Origin of the sequence: Pseudomonas sp., assembly GCF_035554175.1 — a bacterium.
Lineage (GTDB): Bacteria > Pseudomonadota > Gammaproteobacteria > Pseudomonadales > Pseudomonadaceae > Aquipseudomonas.
On sequence record NZ_DATMIV010000007.1, the window covers coordinates 1 to 14,106 of the forward strand.

Genomic DNA, 14,106 nt, shown 5'->3' on the forward strand with positions numbered 1-14,106 from the left:
GCTCGGGTTCCTTCGCTGCGGGATCGATCCGGGCGCAGCGGCTCCGGTTTGCTTCGCTGCACCTACACTCGCTGTGTTTGGCTGCGCCAAACGGTCGCTGCGCTCCCACCCCCGGATCAATCCCTCCACTCAGCCTTCCGAAGTCGCCCGTAAATCAAGATCAAAAGCTTTACTCGAGCTAACGCTCATCGTGTGTAGGAGCTGCCGAAGGCTCGGGCCGCGTTCGGACGATCTTTTGATTTTGCTTTCTGTGGGAGCGAGCCTGCTCGCGATTAGGCCTATCCAGGCACCCAAGGAGTCGAGGTTGTTTAAATTCGATGCCAAATAACCCGAACCTTCCCACAATGTTTTCAGGTTGTCCGTCGGACGTCTGCTCTCTAGTCTGGGGTCGTCGCTGGTTGTTCAGCGATCGGGTGTGAGAACTCGACATTCATAGTCATTCAGTGCCCAGATCCGCATAATTGCCGCCAGCAAGTCTGCTGCCTGCAAAGTGCGTTATGGCGGCTCTGTGCGGGCGGACGTATGTCCGGCCGGGTGCCTATGACCGGTTTTCTCACCCCGCACAAAGCTGCCACCTCTTCGCCGTGTGAGAAACGGCATCGGGATGGCTCAACCTCATAGGTGAAGCGCATGACCAAACCAGTCCCCGATCCACCCCTTGAACCCACAACCCCCCTCGAAGCTGCGCTGCGCGCCGATGACCTCGCAAAAAACCGCGAAGCCATCAAGCGTGCCCTCGATTTCTATCTCTGCCCGGCACCCAGCAAACCCCATCCACCCAGCACGATGTTTCTGATCCAGCCCGGCATCGACACCGAAAGCCTGCTCGCTCACGCGTGTGAATCCCTCGCTTCAGCCAATACGCTGGCCAGCGATTTCGCTGATCAGTTGGGTCGGCCGCAGCGCAATACGGCGCTGGCCATTCAGCAAATCATCATGCTGGCGGAGCTGGCGGTGAATCGGGCGCTGGATCGGGTTGATCCGCATACCTGATCGGATACCGCGCGATAGCGGTCGATTGTTCGCTGCAAATTCCAGGCACAAAAAAAACCGCCGACCCTTCACAGATCGGCGGTTTTTCATTCAGCTCACATCAAATTACTGCATCAACACTTCAATCGAGCCATCGGCGGTCATGCTGACCTGGCTGGTGCCGGCTTCAACTTCCGGGGTCACCGGGGCTGAATCCATGGCCGCTGCTTTCATCATCATCGGCCCGCGCAGGTAGGGTTGTGGATAACCGTTGCTGTTGAGGTTCAGGTTGACGATTTTGTAGCCCTTGCCGCCCAGTGCATCGGTGGCCAGTTGCGCGCGGTTCTTGAAGGCGGTGACGGCTTCCTTGAGCAATTGGTCTTCGCTGGCCTTGCGGGTCGGGTCGGCGATGGCGAAGTCCATGCCGCCCATTTTCAGGTCGGTCAGCAGTTCGCCGGTGAGTTTGGACAGGGCGGCGAAGTCGGTGCTTTCCAGGCGCAGTTCGGCGCGTTCGCGCCAGCCGGTGATCTTCTGGCCCTTGGTGTCGTAGATCGGATAGCTATTGCGGCTGCCCTGGCGCAGCGTGATGTCTTTGACTTGCTTGGCCTGGGCCAGCGCCTTGTTCATGGTGGTGCTGATCGCGGCGGCGAGTTTGGCCGGGTCGGTGTTCTGCTCTTCGGTGTAGAGCGTCACGATCATCTGGTCGCGGGCCACTTCCTGGCTGACTTCGGCGCGCAGGGAAATCTGGTTGTAGTGCAGCTCATCGGCGGCCAGCGCCGGAAGGCTGGCGACGCTGCCGACGGTCAGGGCGAGGAGGGCGGCGCTGCGGCGAAATGTGTGCATGAAGGCTCCTTGAATGAGGCGCAGAGGGCGCTGCGTGGATCATCAGACTCTATAAAGCAGCTGCAAGTTGCAAGCTTCAAGCTTCAAGCTACATCAAAAGCGCCGCAGCTCTTGCTCTTGCTCTTGCTCTTGCTTGCAGCTTGCAGCTTGCAGCTTGCAGCTGCGGTGTGGTCGTTTGCCGCACTTTCGCCTCTCAAGCCCGCGCCTTGGTTATACTCCGTGCGATCCGCCTGGAGCGCTCATCAGGAGAGCTCATGCTCGCCCCCGTACAACTGACTTCCGCCACTCGCCAGAATCTTTGGCGGCTGACTTTCATTCGCACCCTGGTGCTGGCCGCGCAGGCCGGTTCCGTGGGCCTGGCCTACTGGCTGCAATTGTTGCCATTGCCGTGGGCGCAACTGGCGATGACGCTGGGCTGTTCGATTCTGCTGTGTGTGTTCACCGCCGTACGCCTGCGCACGTCATGGCCGGTGACTGAACTTGAATATGCGCTGCAACTGGCCTGCGATCTGGTGATTCACAGTGCGCTGCTGTATTTCTCCGGCGGTTCGACCAACCCGTTCGTTTCCTATTACCTGGTGCCGCTGACGATCGCGGCGGTGACGCTGCCGTGGCGTTATTCGGTGATTCTGTCGGGTATCGCGCTGGCGCTGTACACGGTGATGCTGACGCGTTTCTATCCGCTGGAAACCTTGCCGGTCGCTCGCGAAAATCTGCAGATCTATGGCATGTGGTTGAGCTTCGCGCTGGCGGCGGCGGTGATCACATTCTTTGCCGCGCGCATGGCCGAAGAGCTGCGCAGGCAGGAAGAGTTGCGCGCGATTCGTCGCGAAGAGGGCCTGCGCGATCAACAATTGTTGGCCGTTGCGACTCAGGCCGCCGGTGCCGCGCATGAGCTGGGTACGCCGCTGGCGACCATGAGCGTGCTGCTCAAGGAAATGCAGCAGGATCACCCCGACGCACTGCTGCAGGACGATCTGAAAGTGCTGCAGGATCAGGTCAAGCTGTGCAAGGAGACCTTGCAACAGTTGGTTCGCGCCGCCGAAGCCAATCGGCGTCTGGCCGTGGAAATGCAGGACGTCACCGCCTGGCTCGACGAAGCGCTGAACCGCTGGCATCTGATGCGCCCGGAAGCCAGTTATCGCTTCCAGCGCCTCGGCCAGGGCGCTGTGCCGCGCATGGCGCCGCCGCCGGATCTGACCCAGGCCTTGTTGAATCTGCTCAACAACGCTGCCGATGCCTGCCCGGAGAACCTCCAGGTAACGCTGGACTGGGATGCAGAGACTTTGACTATCAGCATTCGCGACCACGGTGCCGGTGTGCCGCTGGCCATCGCCGAGCAGATCGGCAAACCGTTTTTTACCACCAAGGGCAAAGGTTTCGGCCTGGGCCTGTTTTTGAGCAAGGCCAGCGTGACACGCGCCGGTGGCTCAGTGAAACTCTATAGTCATGAGGAAGGCGGCACGCTCACCGAGCTGCGCCTGCCCCACGGCGCCCGAGGAGACCAACATGAGTGACGAAATCCAAGTCGAAGGCGAAGAACTGCCGCATCTGCTGCTGGTCGACGACGACGCGACCTTCACCCGCGTCATGGCCCGCGCCATGGCCCGCCGTGGCTTTCGCGTCAGCACTGCCGGTTCCGCAGAAGAAGGCCTGACCATCGCCCAGGCCGATCTGCCTGATTACGCTGCGCTCGACCTGAAAATGGACGGCGACTCCGGCCTAGTCCTGCTGCCCAAGCTGCTGGAGCTCGATCCGGAAATGCGCGTGGTGATCCTCACCGGTTATTCGAGCATTGCCACGGCGGTCGAGGCGATCAAGCGCGGTGCCTGCAACTACCTGTGCAAACCGGCCGATGCCGACGACGTGCTGGCGGCGCTGCTGTCCGAGCACGCCGACCTCGACAGTCTGGTGCCGGAAAACCCCATGTCGGTCGACCGCCTGCAGTGGGAACACATCCAGCGCGTACTGACCGAGCACGAAGGCAACATCTCCGCCACGGCCCGCGCGCTGGGCATGCACCGCCGCACCCTGCAGCGCAAACTGCAGAAGCGTCCGGTGCGTCGCTGAACCTGCGCTGAACGACTATCGCCCGCCCTCGTGATAAAACGCGCCGATCATTTATGATCGGCGCGTGTCTGTTGTTTTCTTTATCGAGCCTTTTCCATGAATCAGAACGCTGAATACTCCGCGGTCAACGATGCTGTGCGCGGGCAGTTTTTTCGCAAGGTCTGGGCGATGACCACGCCTTACTGGCGCAGCGAAGAGAAGGGCAAGGCCTGGACGCTGCTGATTGCCGTGATTGCGCTGACGCTGTTCAGCGTGTGGATTTCGGTGTGGCTCAACAGTTGGTTCAGGGATTTTTACAACGCGTTGCAGAAGAAGGACGAGGCTGCGTTCTGGCAGTTGATCCTGCATTTCTGCGGCATTGCCGCCGTGGCGATTCTCGGTGCGGTGTATCGTCAGTACCTGACGCAGATGCTGACTATCCGCTGGCGGGCGTGGCTGACGGAAAAGCACTTCACGCGCTGGCTCGACCACAAGAACTACTATCAGCTGGAGCAGGGCGGCTACACCGATAACCCCGACCAGCGGATTTCCGAAGACCTCAACACCTACACCGCCAACACCCTGAGCCTGGGCCTTGGGCTGCTGCGCACGATCGTAAGTCTGGTGTCGTTCTCGATCATCCTGTGGGGCGTATCGGGCAGCATCGAAGTGTTCGGCATCGAAATTCCCGGCTATATGTTCTGGTGTGCGCTGCTGTATGCGGCGGTCGGCAGTTGGCTGACGCACCTCATTGGCCGGCGTTTGATCGGCCTGAACAACCGGCAGCAACGTTTCGAAGCGGACCTGCGTTTCTCCATGGTGCGGGTGCGCGAGAATGCTGAAAGCATCGCGTTGTACAACGGCGAACCCAATGAAAACCGCCGCCTGAGCAATCGCTTCGGCCTGGTCTGGCACAACTTCTGGGACATCATGCGGGTGTCCAAGCGTCTGACGTTCTTCACCTCCGGCTACGGCCAGATCGCAATCATTTTCCCGTTTATCGTCGCGGCGCCGCGCTACCTGTCCGGCAAAATCGAGCTGGGCGAACTGATGCAGATCAACTCGGCGTTCGGCAACGTGCAGGAGAATTTCAGCTGGTTCATCACGGCCTATGCGGATCTGGCGGCGTGGCGCGCCACCTGCGATCGTCTGCTGAGTTTCCGTCAGGCCATGACCGACAACGAGGAACGCACCCCGGCCATCGATGTGCAGAATCAGGGCAAGGATCTGCAAGTGCACAAACTCGGCCTGGATCTTGCCGATGGTCGTCACCTGCTGAGCAACGCCGACATGACTGTGGAACCGGGTGAGCGAGTGATGCTCAGCGGGCGATCCGGCAGCGGCAAGTCCACTCTGCTGCGGGCGATGGGACATCTGTGGCCGGCGGGCCACGGCAATATTCGGTTGCCGGCGGCGCGCTATCTGTTCCTGCCGCAGAAGCCCTATTTGCCGATCGGCACACTGCGTGATGCGTTGAGTTATCCACAACCGGGCGATACCTACGCGCCGGAGCGTTATGCACAGGTATTGGACACCTGCCGTTTGCCGCACTTGGTCGGGCGGCTGGATGAAGCCAATCACTGGCAGCGCATGCTCTCGCCGGGCGAGCAGCAACGCTTGGCCTTCGCCCGCGCGCTGCTGTATGCGCCGCAATGGTTGTACATGGACGAGGCCACTTCGGCGATGGATGAAGAGGACGAGGCGACGCTGTATCAGGCGTTGATCGATGAAATTCCGGGGCTAAGCATTGTCAGCGTCGGCCACCGAAGCAGTTTGAAACGATTCCATCCACGGCATGTGAGGATCGACAGCGGGCATTTGGTGGAGCAACCCGTGACTGCCTGACCCCACGGATCCCTTGTAGGAGCTGCCGAAGGCTGCGATCTTTTGGCCTTAAAGATCAAGGTCAAAAGATCGCAGCCTTCGGCGGCTCCTATATGATGGAGGTCGTGTTGACAGTGATCGTACAACCCGCTTGAGCTATGATGGCGCCAAGCCGAACTTTCGAGACAAGATGCAGACCATGGAAAAGCTGATCGACACCCCGCGCCTCCCCCGCAAGCGCCGCAGCCTCGCCCAGGAATTGGTGACGGTGTTGAGCGAGCAGATCCGCGATGGCCTGCTCAAGCGCGGCGACAAGTTGCCTACCGAGTCGGCAATCATGGAAGCCCATGGCGTCAGCCGCACGGTGGTGCGTGAGGCGATTTCCCGTCTGCAGGCCGCCGGCCAGGTGGAAACCCGCCACGGCATCGGTACCTTTGTGCTCGACACGCCGAGCCCGAGCGGTTTTCGCATCGACCCGGCCACCGTCGTCACCCTGCGTGACGTATTGGCAATTCTCGAATTGCGCATCAGCCTCGAAGTGGAGTCCGCCGGCCTCGCCGCGCAACGTCGCAGCCCCGAGCAACTGGCAACCATGCGCGCTGCCCTCGACGCCTTGAACGAGAGCGCCGCTCACGCCAGTGACGCGGTGTCATCTGACTTTGCTTTCCATCTGGAAATCGCCCTGTCCACCGGCAACCGTTACTTCACCGACATCATGACCCACCTGGGTACCAGCATCATTCCGCGTACGCGGCTGAACTCGGCGCGACTGGCTCACGACGACCAGCAGCATTACATGAGCCGCCTGAGCCGTGAGCACGAAGAAATCTACGACGCGATTGCCCGTCAGGATTCTGATGCTGCCCGTGCGGCGATGCGTCTGCACCTGACCAACAGCCGTGAAAGACTGCGCCAGGCCCATGAAGAGGCGCAGGCGCAGGGGTGAGTGCGACCTACTTTTGGAGTTCTACGGTTTCGCGCGCAGACTTTGCGCCAGGAGTCGGTTGGTTAACTCCGCAGTCATTAGGGCGGACTCCGGATATGTCTGGCACCTTTAAGAAATACCAGTCCCGACGAACGGTCAGACCTTGACCTCCCAAGCCCTCACGCCTCAACCCGCAACCGCAACGCCTGCGAATACGGCTCCATACTCGACTCATCACGAAACTTGTAGCGCAACTCCACCTCGCGGTTCAGGTACGGTTGCAGCGCCTCTTTTGGCAGCTGCACCTCGATGTCGAACAGTTTTTCCATCTCGTCTTCGGCGTCATCCCAGGCGCCAGTGTCTACTTCGTCACCTTCCCATTCGGGTTCTTCGGCATCGCTGCCGAGAATTGCGTAGACGCTCCAGTTCGCCGCGAAATCGCTGGAATCCGGCACCTGCACAGTGAGGATGTCCGGCAATTGCGACAGCTGAACAGTGACGCAGTCGTCCTGCGCGGGGGCGACGTGGAGGAGGGTGGGGGCGGCAAAATGCATCGACATAGTGGCTTCCTTTGAGTGGTCCGCCACGATCCTTCGTGGCAGTCGGCGTACTTTACGAGCCGCTCGCGCCGTGGCGATTAAACGAATCCAGACCAGATGTTTCAGCCATCGAAAGCGCCAGGGACGGGCCTTGCAGCCATTTCGCAACGCGCAAAAGTCGATCTTGTCCGACAAAAAAGCGCTGCCAACGATGAAATGCAGTTGACGGTTATTTTTTAAGTTGTACGATGACCTACAACTTCGGCGAAGGCTGAACGGTCCACTCACAATAAAACGTTGCTACCAGGGTGTTCGAATAATGAATCCACAAGAACTGAAGTCCATCCTCTCTGCCGGCCTGCTGTCTTTCCCGGTGACCGATTTCAACGCGCAGGGCGATTTCAACCGCGCGGGCTATATCAAACGCCTGGAATGGCTGGCTCCGTATGGCGCTTCGGCTCTGTTCGCTGCCGGCGGCACCGGTGAGTTCTTCTCCCTGGCCGCCAGCGAATACTCGGAAATCATCAAGACTGCCGTCGACACCTGCGCCACCAGTGTGCCAATTCTCGCCGGTGTCGGGGGCTCGACCCGTCAGGCCATCGAATACGCTCAGGAAGCCGAGCGCCTTGGCGCCAAAGGTCTGTTGCTGCTGCCGCACTACCTGACCGAAGCGAGCCAGGACGGTGTTGCCGCGCACGTTGAAGCCGTGTGCAAATCGGTGAAGATCGGCGTGGTCGTCTACAACCGCAACGTTTGCCGCCTCACCGCGCCGCTGCTGGAACGTCTGGCCGAGCGCTGCCCGAACCTGATCGGCTACAAGGACGGTCTGGGCGATATCGAGTTGATGGTGTCGATCCGTCGCCGCCTCGGTGATCGCTTCAGCTACCTGGGTGGTCTGCCGACCGCCGAAGTCTACGCCGCTGCCTACAAGGCTTTGGGCGTGCCGGTTTACTCCTCGGCGGTGTTCAACTTCATCCCGAAAACCGCGATGGACTTCTACCACGCGATCGCTCGTGAAGATCACGCCACTGTCGGCAAGATCATCGACGACTTCTTCCTGCCGTATCTGGACATCCGCAACCGCAAGGCCGGTTACGCCGTGAGCATCGTCAAGGCAGGCGCAAAAATCGCCGGCTATGACGCAGGCCCGGTGCGTGCGCCACTGACCGACCTGACCGGCGAAGAGTACGAAATGCTCGCTGCGCTGATCGACAAGCAAGGCGCGCAGTAAACGAGAAAAGCGAGGCCGCTGAGCAATCAGCGGCTTTTTGCGTGAAGGCTTTAGAGTTGAGGGCTGCCCTGTGACAACTGCAAAACGCTACGACAACTACATCAATGGCGAATGGGTCGCCGGTGCCGATTACTCGGCCAACATCAACCCGTCCGAACTCAGCGACACCATCGGCGACTACGCCAAGGCTGACCTGAGCCAGGTCAACGCCGCCATCGACGCCGCCCGCGCTGCGTTCCCGGCCTGGTCGACCTCGGGCATTCAGGCCCGTCACGACTCACTGGATAAAGTCGGCACGGAAATCCTCGCCCGTCGCGAAGAGCTCGGCACACTGCTTGCCCGTGAAGAAGGCAAGACCCTGCCGGAAGCGATCGGTGAAGTGACCCGCGCCGGCAACATTTTCAAGTTTTTCGCCGGTGAATGCCTGCGCCTCTCCGGCGACTACGTGCCGTCGGTGCGTCCGGGCGTCAACGTTGAAGTCACCCGCGAAGCGCTGGGTGTGGTCGGTCTGATCACCCCGTGGAACTTCCCGATCGCCATCCCGGCGTGGAAAATCGCCCCGGCCCTGGCCTACGGCAACTGCGTGGTGCTCAAGCCTGCCGATCTGGTGCCGGGCTGCGCCTGGGCGCTGGCGGAAATCATCTCTCGCGCAGGCTTCCCGGCCGGTGTGTTCAACCTGGTGATGGGCAGCGGTCGCGTGGTCGGCGATGCCCTGGTGCAGAGCCCGAAGGTCGACGGCATCAGTTTCACCGGTTCGGTGGGTGTTGGTCGTCAGATCGCAGTCAACTGCGTTTCGCGCCAGGCCAAGGTTCAGCTGGAGATGGGCGGCAAGAACCCGCAGATCATTCTCGACGACGCCGACCTCAAGCAAGCGGTCGAGCTGTCGGTACAGAGCGCGTTCTACTCCACCGGTCAGCGTTGCACGGCGTCGAGCCGACTGATCGTCACTGCCGGCATTCACGACAAATTCGTCGAAGCCATGGCCGAGCGCATGAAGTCGATCAAGGTTGGCCACGCGCTGAAGGCCGGTACCGACATCGGCCCGGTGGTGTCCCAGGCGCAGCTTGAGCAGGACATGAAGTACATCGACATCGGCCAGTCCGAAGGTGCACGTCTGGTCAGCGGCGGTGGCGTGGTGACCTGCGACACCGAAGGCTACTTCCTCGCGCCGACGCTGTTCGCTGACAGTGAAGCTTCGATGCGTATCAGCCGCGAAGAGATCTTCGGCCCGGTGGCCAACGTTGTCCGTGTGGCCGATTACGAAGCCGCGCTGGCGATGGCCAACGACACCGAGTTCGGCCTGTCGGCCGGCATCGCGACTACCTCGCTGAAGTACGCCAACCACTTCAAGCGTCACTCCCAGGCCGGGATGGTGATGGTCAACCTGCCGACCGCCGGTGTGGATTACCACGTACCGTTCGGCGGCCGTAAAGGCTCGTCCTACGGCTCCCGCGAGCAGGGCCGCTATGCGCAAGAGTTCTACACGGTCGTGAAGACCAGTTACATCGGATCCTGATACACGCAGTACCCCCTGTAGGAGCTGCCGAAGGCTCCGATCTTTGCTTTTAAGGATCAAAAGATCGCAGCCTTCGGCAGCTCCTACAGGGAACACCCGGCAAACCGGGGACCAAAGAAGCTTCACCCGCGCATAAAAATAATCAGTGGGAGTACCTTTACATGCAATCCTCCAAGCCGACTCACGTCCGCTATTTGATCCTGCTCATGCTGTTTCTGGTGACCACGATCAACTACGCCGACCGTGCCACGATCGCCATTGCCGGCTCCAGCCTGCAAAAGGATCTGGGCATCGACGCCGTTACCCTCGGCTACATCTTCTCCGCATTCGGTTGGGCCTACGTGGCCGGGCAAATTCCCGGTGGCTGGCTGCTCGATCGCTTCGGCTCGAAAAAAGTCTATGCCCTGAGCATTTTCACCTGGTCGCTGTTCACCGTGCTGCAAGGCTTCGTCGGTGAATTCGGCATGTCCACGGCGGTGGTTGCGCTGTTCATGCTGCGCTTTCTGGTGGGCCTGGCCGAAGCGCCATCGTTCCCCGGCAACGCGCGCATCGTCGCCGCGTGGTTCCCGACCGCTGAACGCGGCACCGCTTCGGCGATCTTCAACTCGGCGCAGTACTTTGCCACCGTGTTGTTCGCGCCGCTGATGGGCTGGATCGTCTACAGCTTCGGCTGGGAACACGTGTTCATCGTCATGGGTATTCTGGGCATCATCTTCTCGCTGGTGTGGCTGAAGGTTATCCACAGCCCGCGTCAACACCCGATGGCCAACGAAGCTGAAGTCAACTTCATTGCTGACAACGGCGGCATGGTCGACATGGACCAGAACAAAGGCAAAAAAGCCGATGGGCCGAAGTGGGACTACATCCGTCAGCTGCTGACCAACCGCATGATGCTCGGCGTGTATCTGGGCCAGTACTGCATCAACGGCATCACCTATTTCTTCCTGACCTGGTTCCCGGTGTATCTGGTGCAAGAGCGTGGCATGACCATTCTCAAGGCCGGTTTCATCGCTTCGTTGCCGGCGATCTGCGGCTTTATCGGCGGTGTGCTCGGCGGGGTGATTTCCGACTATCTGCTGCGCAAGGGCCACTCGCTGACCTTCGCCCGCAAGGCGCCGATCATTGCCGGTCTGCTGGTATCGAGCAGCATCGTCGCGTGCAACTATGTTGACGTGGAATGGATGGTGGTCGGCTTCATGGCCCTGGCCTTCTTCGGCAAAGGCGTCGGCGCACTGGGCTGGGCGGTAGTCTCCGACACCTCGCCGAAACAGATCGCCGGTCTGAGCGGTGGCCTGTTCAACACCTTCGGCAACATCGCCTCGATCACCACGCCAATCGTGATCGGCTACATCATCAGCTCCACCGGTTCGTTCAAATGGGCGCTGGTGTTTGTCGGTGCCAACGCACTGGTCGCGGTGTTCAGCTATCTGGTGATCGTCGGCCCGATCAAGCGGGTGGTCTTGAAAGAGCCGCCAGCCAAGGGCGGTAATGAAGCCACCGGCAATTTGTCTCAAGCGCATTCCTGAGGAGCGGCGTCATGCAGTTGATTGAACATTCCGACTCGCCGCGCTACATCCGCCTGCACGAGCGGGACAACGTTGTAGTGGTGGTCAACGACCAGGGCGTACCGGCCGGTACCGAGTTTGCCGATGGGCTGGTGACGGTGGATTTCGTCCCGCAGAGCCACAAGGTCACCCTGGAGGATATTCCCGAGGGCGGTCCGGTGATTCGTTACGGGCAGATCATTGGCTACGCGTTGCAGCCGATCCGTCGTGGCAGTTGGGTCAAGGAAGATCAACTGCGCATGCCGACCGCGCCGCCGCTGGACAGCTTGCCGCTGTCCACCGACGTGCCGGCCGCCCAGGCGCCGCTGGAAGGCTTCACCTTCGAGGGTTATCGCAACGCCGATGGCACCGTCGGCACGCGCAACATTCTCGGCATCACCACGACGGTGCAATGCGTCACCGGCGTGCTCGATCATGCGGTCAAGCGCATCAAGGATGAGCTGCTGCCCAAGTACCCGCACGTCGATGACGTGGTGGCGCTGACTCACAGTTATGGCTGCGGCGTGGCGATCACCGCCACCGACGCCTATATCCCGATTCGCACCGTACGCAATCTGGCGCGCAACCCGAACCTTGGGGGCGAGGCGCTGGTGATCAGTCTGGGCTGCGAGAAATTGCAGGCCGCGCAGGTGATGCACGAGGACGACGCGTCGGTGGATCTCAGTGATCCGTGGCTGTACCGCTTGCAGGACTCCAGTCACGGTTTTAGCGAAATGATCGAGCAGATCATGGAGCTGGCTGAAGTCCGTTTGAAGAAACTCGACCAGCGCCGCCGCGAAACCGTGCCGGCCTCGGAGCTGATTCTGGGCATGCAGTGCGGCGGCAGCGACGCGTTCTCCGGCATCACCGCCAACCCGGCGTTGGGTTATGCCTCCGACCTGCTGTTACGTGCGGGGGCGACGGTGATGTTTTCCGAAGTCACCGAAGTGCGCGATGCAATCTACCTGCTGACCTCACGGGCGCAGACGCAAACCGTCGCCGAAGAGCTGGTGCGCGAGATGGACTGGTACGACCGTTACCTGGCCAAGGGCGAGGCTGATCGCAGTGCCAACACCACGCCGGGCAACAAGAAGGGCGGGTTGTCGAACATTGTCGAGAAGTCGCTGGGATCGATCGTCAAGTCTGGCAGCAGCGCGATCAACGGCGTGCTCGGCCCGGGCGAGCGTTTCAAGCACAAGGGCCTGATTTTCTGTGCGACGCCGGCGAGTGATTTTGTTTGCGGCACGTTGCAATTGGCGGCGGGGATGAATTTGCACGTGTTCACCACCGGACGCGGCACGCCATACGGATTGGCCATGGCTCCAGTGGTGAAGGTGTCAACGCGAACCGAACTGGCGCAGCGCTGGCCGGATCTGATCGACATCGATGCCGGGCGCATCGCCACCGGGCGCGCGACCATCGAAGAATTGGGCTGGGAGTTGTTTCACTATTACCTGGACGTTGCCAGTGGCAGGCAACAGACCTGGGCGGAGAAGCACAAGCTGCATAACGACATTACGTTGTTCAACCCGGCGCCGATTACCTGAGACCCAGTTGCCTTGAAAAGATCGCAGCCTGCGGCAGCTCCTACCTTGGAATGCGTTTTTTCCTGTAGGAGCTGCCGCAGGCTGCGATCTTTTGATCTTCAATAGAGTTCAGTGGCTTATCATTAGCCCCCTATCGACGCTCACCCAAGGCTCTCCGGCATGCTGGCAATTTTTCTCGAAACCCTGAACATCACCGCGCCGGTGTTTGCCATGCTGTTTCTCGGTGTGCTGCTCAAGCGCATCGACTGGATCAACGACAACTTCATCCACACCGCCTCGTCGCTGGTGTTCAACGTGACCATGCCGGCGCTGCTGTTTCTCGGCATCCTGCACGCGGATCTGCACGCCGCGCTGCAACCCTCACTGCTTATCTACTTTTCTCTGGCCACTCTGGTGAGTTTCGCCGTGGCCTGGGGCTGGGCGATTTTCAAGTGCCCGCGTGAAGATCGCGGCATCTACACCCAGGGCGCGTTTCGCGGCAACAACGGCGTGATCGGCCTCGCGCTCGCCGCGAGCATGTACGGCGATTACGGTATTTCCCTCGGGGCGATTCTCGCGGCGCTGGTGATCCTGTTCTACAACACGCTGTCGACCATCGTGCTGGCCGTTTACAGCCCGGTGATCAAGTCCGATCCGTGGAGCATCTGCAAAAGCGTGTTCAGCAACCCGCTGATCATCAGCGTGATTTCGGCGGCGCCGTTCGCCTATTTCAAGATCGGACTGCCGGGCTGGCTGGAAACCTCCGGTCAATATCTGGCTCAGACCACCTTGCCGCTGGCGCTGATCTGTATCGGCGGTACGCTGTCGCTGGCGGCGTTGCGCAAGAGTGGCAACATGGCGCTCAGCTCGAGTCTGGTGAAGATGGTCGGTCTGCCATTGCTGGCGACGCTCGGCGCGTGGTTGTGGGGCTTTCGCGGGGCGGAGCTGGGGATTCTGTTTCTCTATTTTGGTAGCCCGACGGCGGCGGCGAGTTTTGTCATGGCCCGCGCGGCGCAGGGCAATCATGAGCTGGCAGCGGCGATCATTGTGATGACCACGTTGATGGCGGCGATTACCACCAATGTCGGGATCTTTGTGTTGCAGTGGGGTGGGTGGATCTGACCAAAGATCTGCAGT

Annotated in this window: 12 protein-coding genes; 10 read left to right on the plus strand and 2 right to left on the minus strand. The window is 60.5% G+C overall.

All coding sequences use genetic code 11. The annotated features are described in order from the left end of the window. Positions 1-630: 630 nt before the first annotated feature. Positions 631-993: a DUF6124 family protein gene (locus tag VNV36_RS02700; protein ID WP_325716005.1), complete on the plus strand. Its 363-nt coding sequence runs from the start codon at positions 631-633 to the stop codon at positions 991-993. A gap of 105 nt (positions 994-1,098) precedes the next feature. Here VNV36_RS02700 and VNV36_RS02705 read toward each other — a convergent pair whose 3' ends face one another. Next, entirely contained in the window at positions 1,099-1,815 is a 717-nt protein-coding gene (locus tag VNV36_RS02705; protein WP_325716007.1) for an SIMPL domain-containing protein, read from the minus strand. Positions 1,816-2,069: 254 nt separating this feature from the next. Between VNV36_RS02705 and VNV36_RS02710 the strand changes: the two genes are divergently transcribed. The 4 genes from VNV36_RS02710 (at position 2,070) to VNV36_RS02725 (ending at position 6,634) form a co-directional block, all read left to right on the plus strand. Next, positions 2,070-3,332, plus strand: a complete 1,263-nt coding sequence (locus tag VNV36_RS02710) for an ATP-binding protein (RefSeq protein ID WP_325716008.1) — start codon at positions 2,070-2,072, stop codon at positions 3,330-3,332. Next, positions 3,325-3,885 carry a response regulator transcription factor gene (locus VNV36_RS02715; RefSeq protein ID WP_003221630.1) on the plus strand — a complete coding sequence of 187 codons (561 nt, stop codon included), beginning with the start codon at positions 3,325-3,327 and terminating at the stop codon, positions 3,883-3,885. Before VNV36_RS02710 ends, VNV36_RS02715 begins: the two co-directional genes overlap by 8 nt. 96 nt (positions 3,886-3,981) lie before the next feature. Further along, positions 3,982-5,709: an ABC transporter ATP-binding protein/permease gene (locus tag VNV36_RS02720; protein ID WP_325716011.1), complete on the plus strand. Its 1,728-nt coding sequence runs from the start codon at positions 3,982-3,984 to the stop codon at positions 5,707-5,709. Between the two features lie 178 nt (positions 5,710-5,887). Further along, positions 5,888-6,634 (plus strand): FadR/GntR family transcriptional regulator, encoded by a 747-nt coding sequence (locus tag VNV36_RS02725; RefSeq protein ID WP_325716013.1) that lies wholly within the window; start codon positions 5,888-5,890, stop codon positions 6,632-6,634. 158 nt (positions 6,635-6,792) lie between these two features. Here VNV36_RS02725 and VNV36_RS02730 read toward each other — a convergent pair whose 3' ends face one another. Then, the gene (locus VNV36_RS02730) at positions 6,793-7,173 is read right to left on the minus strand and encodes a hypothetical protein (protein WP_325716015.1); all 381 of its coding nucleotides are present in this window, start codon (positions 7,171-7,173) and stop codon (positions 6,793-6,795) included. 298 nt (positions 7,174-7,471) lie between these two features. Here VNV36_RS02730 and kdgD point away from each other — a divergent pair, with 298 nt between their 5' ends. From kdgD to VNV36_RS02755, 5 genes are all read left to right on the plus strand, one after another. Further along, entirely contained in the window at positions 7,472-8,383 is a 912-nt protein-coding gene (kdgD, locus tag VNV36_RS02735; protein WP_039759443.1) for a 5-dehydro-4-deoxyglucarate dehydratase, read from the plus strand. A gap of 70 nt (positions 8,384-8,453) precedes the next feature. Further along, positions 8,454-9,899, plus strand: coding sequence for an aldehyde dehydrogenase family protein (locus tag VNV36_RS02740; protein WP_325716018.1), 1,446 nt, complete (start codon positions 8,454-8,456; stop codon positions 9,897-9,899). Between the two features lie 161 nt (positions 9,900-10,060). Then, entirely contained in the window at positions 10,061-11,425 is a 1,365-nt protein-coding gene (locus VNV36_RS02745) for an MFS transporter (RefSeq protein WP_039759710.1), read from the plus strand. Between the two features lie 11 nt (positions 11,426-11,436). Further along, complete coding sequence (gene garD / locus VNV36_RS02750) at positions 11,437-12,990, plus strand: galactarate dehydratase (protein ID WP_325716022.1); 1,554 nt, start codon at positions 11,437-11,439, stop codon at positions 12,988-12,990. Positions 12,991-13,149: 159 nt separating this feature from the next. Next, the gene (locus VNV36_RS02755; RefSeq protein ID WP_325716024.1) at positions 13,150-14,091 is read left to right on the plus strand and encodes an AEC family transporter; all 942 of its coding nucleotides are present in this window, start codon (positions 13,150-13,152) and stop codon (positions 14,089-14,091) included. The last annotated feature ends 15 nt before the right edge of the window (positions 14,092-14,106 follow it).

What these genes read in the sequence shown, in the direction of transcription:
- VNV36_RS02700 (WP_325716005.1), top strand. Translation starts at nt 631, where the DNA reads ATGACCAAACCAGTCCCCGATCCACCCCTTGAACCCACAACCCCCCTC.
- VNV36_RS02705 (WP_325716007.1), bottom strand. Translation starts at nt 1,815, where the DNA reads ATGCACACATTTCGCCGCAGCGCCGCCCTCCTCGCCCTGACCGTCGGC.
- VNV36_RS02710 (WP_325716008.1), top strand. Translation starts at nt 2,070, where the DNA reads ATGCTCGCCCCCGTACAACTGACTTCCGCCACTCGCCAGAATCTTTGG.
- VNV36_RS02715 (WP_003221630.1), top strand. Translation starts at nt 3,325, where the DNA reads ATGAGTGACGAAATCCAAGTCGAAGGCGAAGAACTGCCGCATCTGCTG.
- VNV36_RS02720 (WP_325716011.1), top strand. Translation starts at nt 3,982, where the DNA reads ATGAATCAGAACGCTGAATACTCCGCGGTCAACGATGCTGTGCGCGGG.
- VNV36_RS02725 (WP_325716013.1), top strand. Translation starts at nt 5,888, where the DNA reads ATGGAAAAGCTGATCGACACCCCGCGCCTCCCCCGCAAGCGCCGCAGC.
- VNV36_RS02730 (WP_325716015.1), bottom strand. Translation starts at nt 7,173, where the DNA reads ATGTCGATGCATTTTGCCGCCCCCACCCTCCTCCACGTCGCCCCCGCG.
- kdgD (WP_039759443.1), top strand. Translation starts at nt 7,472, where the DNA reads ATGAATCCACAAGAACTGAAGTCCATCCTCTCTGCCGGCCTGCTGTCT.
- VNV36_RS02745 (WP_039759710.1), top strand. Translation starts at nt 10,061, where the DNA reads ATGCAATCCTCCAAGCCGACTCACGTCCGCTATTTGATCCTGCTCATG.
- garD (WP_325716022.1), top strand. Translation starts at nt 11,437, where the DNA reads ATGCAGTTGATTGAACATTCCGACTCGCCGCGCTACATCCGCCTGCAC.
- VNV36_RS02755 (WP_325716024.1), top strand. Translation starts at nt 13,150, where the DNA reads ATGCTGGCAATTTTTCTCGAAACCCTGAACATCACCGCGCCGGTGTTT.